General features: G+C 65.7%; 5 protein-coding genes. 2 read left to right on the top strand and 3 right to left on the bottom strand.

What is annotated here, in order from left to right:
* Positions 1-26: 26 nt before the first annotated feature.
* The gene (locus AC1D34_RS35790; RefSeq protein ID WP_476826814.1) at positions 27-722 is read right to left on the bottom strand and encodes an IS6 family transposase; all 696 of its coding nucleotides are present in this window, start codon (positions 720-722) and stop codon (positions 27-29) included.
* A gap of 134 nt (positions 723-856) precedes the next feature.
* Here AC1D34_RS35790 and AC1D34_RS35785 point away from each other — a divergent pair, with 134 nt between their 5' ends.
* On the top strand, positions 857-1,027 hold the full coding sequence (locus AC1D34_RS35785; RefSeq protein ID WP_476826813.1) for a cold-shock protein: 171 nt from the start codon (positions 857-859) through the stop codon (positions 1,025-1,027).
* 52 nt (positions 1,028-1,079) lie between these two features.
* Here the strand turns inward: AC1D34_RS35785 and scpB are convergent, their stop codons facing one another.
* A complete protein-coding gene (scpB, locus tag AC1D34_RS35780) occupies positions 1,080-1,802 on the bottom strand; it encodes an SMC-Scp complex subunit ScpB (RefSeq protein ID WP_476826812.1) in 723 nt (240 codons plus the stop codon).
* 3 nt (positions 1,803-1,805) lie between these two features.
* Positions 1,806-2,762: a DUF1403 family protein gene (locus AC1D34_RS35775; protein WP_476826811.1), complete on the bottom strand. Its 957-nt coding sequence runs from the start codon at positions 2,760-2,762 to the stop codon at positions 1,806-1,808.
* Positions 2,763-3,032: 270 nt separating this feature from the next.
* Between AC1D34_RS35775 and AC1D34_RS35770 the strand changes: the two genes are divergently transcribed.
* Positions 3,033-3,181 (top strand): type II toxin-antitoxin system Phd/YefM family antitoxin (locus AC1D34_RS35770; protein WP_476826815.1); only part of this gene is annotated, 149 nt, incomplete at its 3' end.

The following is a 3,181-nucleotide window of genomic DNA, read 5'->3' as shown; positions in this document are numbered from 1 at the left end:
GGATTTCGCTCTGTGCAATGCTGTACTTACGCGGCGGTGGTCGCGTTTTGCCACTGCTGCGCGGCCGCGGCTCGGAAGAGGCGCAGCGTCGGTCGGGAGATCAGATGGCGCTCGAGGTTGAAGATATTATGAATGGCAGCATGAACGGAGAGAAATCGCTGCGCCGACATTGGCGACTTGAAGCGCTGCATCTTGCGCTCACGTCGTCGGATTAGCTGGTGTGAGTTCTCCGCCCGATTGTTTCGGCGCAGGCCCTGCTCGTGGCGCCCCGAGAGCCCCAGGTCTCGCCATGCGGCCGCGTAGGAGCGCAATTTGTCCGTCACCAGCACTTTGGGGGCAAAGCCATGCTTTTTGAGCAGTTTGCGCATCAGCCGCAGGGCGGCCCCCTTGTCCCGTCTGGATTGCACCAGCACGTCGAGGATCTCGCCCTCGCGGTCGACGGCTCGCCAAAGATACAGGCGCCGGCCCTGGATGCGGATCACCATCTCGTCCAGGTGCCAGATGTCTGCCGGTGCGGGCCGGAGCCGGCGCAGGTTGCGGGCATAGCTGCATCCAAATTTGAGTACCCATCGCCGGATCGTCTCGTACGAGATGTCGAGGCCGCGCTCCGCCAGCAGTTCCTCGACATCGCGGTAGCTCAAGGTGAACCGCAGATAAAGCCACACGGCGTACCGGATAATCTCAGGCGGGAACTGGTGACGGGCGTAGGAAATCGGCTGCATGCCCCTACCCTACCCGAGCAGGCTCAGATCGCACCATTCCCGTGACAATGCCGTGCGGAAGCCACAGCAGAAGTAACTGGTCGACAAGCCGCACACGTCGGCCAGTGATTTGAGCGCGACCGAACCGTCGAGATTTGCCGCGAGAAGCTCGGTGCTGCGCCTCGGATGATGGCGACCAAGACGCCTTCGTTCATATCAGCGCGGTCGAACGGGCGGGTCTGCGCGACGCGCAGAAGATCTCGTACGAGCTCGTCGCTGACAGGCGGTCGGGGAAAGCGTCAGCCGAGAACCTTCGCGCTGAGTGACGCCTCAGATTGAATGCGAGGGCGCGGGTGGATCCGCCGACATGATCTCGGCTCAGAGCCGAGGCTCAGTTCCACCCGCGGGATCCGGGTCATCGAAGGGCAGACCGTCACGCTCTGCATCGCTCTCCCGCTCATCCCCGTCCCCGCCGCTCGTCGGAATCTCGTCAGCCAGCAACCTGTCCTTCGAGAGCAGACCGGCGTCCTCGAGCTTCTCCAGGTCCGGCAGGTCGCGCAGGCTCGCGAGACCGAAGACCGACAGGAATGTGTCGGTCGTCACATAGGTATAGGGCGCCCCGGGCTCCGGGCTGCGCGGCCCGGCCGTGATCACGCCGGCGCGTTTCAGCGCCGCGACGCTGTCGCGGCTCATCTCCTTGCCAAAGACCTTGCCGAGTTCGCGGCGCGTGATCGGCTGCAGATAAGCGATCCCGGACAGGAACAGCATCTCGCTCGGCGACAGGCCGGCGGTCGCTTGCGGCGCTGCCGACACCGCCCGGATCGCCGGGGCAAAGGCGCCGCGCGTGCGGTGCTGCCAGCCGCCGGCGACGGCGACCAGATCATAGGGGCGGCCGCGCAACTCCTCGCGGATGTCGGCGATAATCAGATCGATCGCACAGTCGCGCCCAACCAGCTGCGCCAGCACCTCGCGCGGGACTGGCTCGGGCGCGGCAAAGATYACGGCTTCGACCCGGCCCATCCATTCGCGCCAGCGCAATTCGGGCGGCAGCTCGGCCAGTTCGGTGTCGAGCGCACTCTCCGGCTTGAGTCGGCGTGCCATGGCTCAGAGCCCATAGATGCGAAAGGTCGGCCGGCCCGACAATTCGCGGACAGCGCCGAGCGAGACGAGCCGGTCGAACAGACGGCGCAGGCCGCGATCCGAGATGCCGCCGATCTCGGCCGAGGCCGCCAATGCATCGTCGCTGAGCAAGGCTGCGATCACCGCACCCGAGCCTTTGGCCCGCAGTTTTGGCGCCGCCCCCGCGAGGAGATCCGCCCGGCGCGCCAGCTCGCCGGCCAGGTCGATCGCACGACCCGCCGCTTGCGCATAGGCCAGAGCCACGGCCGGCTGCCAGCCCTCCCCGCCCGGGCGCGGACGTTCTCCTGCCGTTCCGACCCGCGCAGCAGGATCAAGGATCGTCGTCGCCAGAAGCGGCACCGGCAAAACCCATTTGAACTTTTGGGCGAGCACAGCGTCAGCCAGCCAGAGCGCCAAGACCTCGGCATCCGGGCGCACCTTGACGACGCGCTCGCTCAGCTCGGCCACGGCGACGATCGCCGCCCTCCCCGAACCGGCCGCTTCGGATGCTAGCTCGGCAAGCGTCGCGAGCTCTGTCGCGCTCACGGCCAAACCAAAGCCGGCGGCGGCCCGCGCGATCGCCTCTGGCGAAAAACCCGGCGAGCGGGTAACGAGTTGCCGCCAGGCCAGCAGGACACGCCCGGCCGGACCCGGGTCGTCGCCGGCCCGGCGCAGCAGCTGGACGTCGCGCAGCTGGTTTTGATCCTCGCGGCGGCCGAGCAGGCGCAGGCTGGCGGCCGCGGCCTGCAGCGCCAGGCGCTGCCGAAACACCCCGCTCCAAGGCGGGGTTTCGCGGGCAACGGCATCGAGCATTGCGAGGCTGGCGCCGGCCTGAAAGGCCGCATCGAACGCCTGATCGGATTGCGATTTTGTCCGCACCCAGCCGGGCACCGGCCGAACGGGCGAGGCTGGCTGAGCGAGGGGCGCGACACGGCGAAGCATGCCCAGAGCATAACGAGTTGCGGCGCTTGATGCCATCAATTTTATAAAAAAGCGCCGCGCTCGTCGTCTCATCAAAACGAATGATAATGTTGCATTATCATTCATTCCTGCCATGCTGCGACAAACGCAGGATCGAGCCCGCTATCACTGTGACTTGCACCAGGAAGATGCCGCTAGGTCACACCATTCCGTTGCCCGGACGCCGGGAATATTGCACATGGTTAACGACAGGCGTAACTAGCTAGACTGACTAGCTAGGGGATTCGCAATATGGAATGGCCGCTGCAGGACGCCAAGAACCACTTTTCCAAGGTCGTGCAACGGGCGCGAAGCGAGGGCCCGCAATTCGTGACGCTGCGTGGCGAGTCCGCCGCCGTCGTTCTCTCAGCCCAGGATTATGACTCAGCCCAGGATTATGA

This window comes from Allobosea sp. P1_A7, from assembly GCF_056406775.1.
The sequence above is the reverse complement of the archived record's forward strand: the minus strand, read 5'-3'. Positions and strand labels throughout refer to the sequence as shown.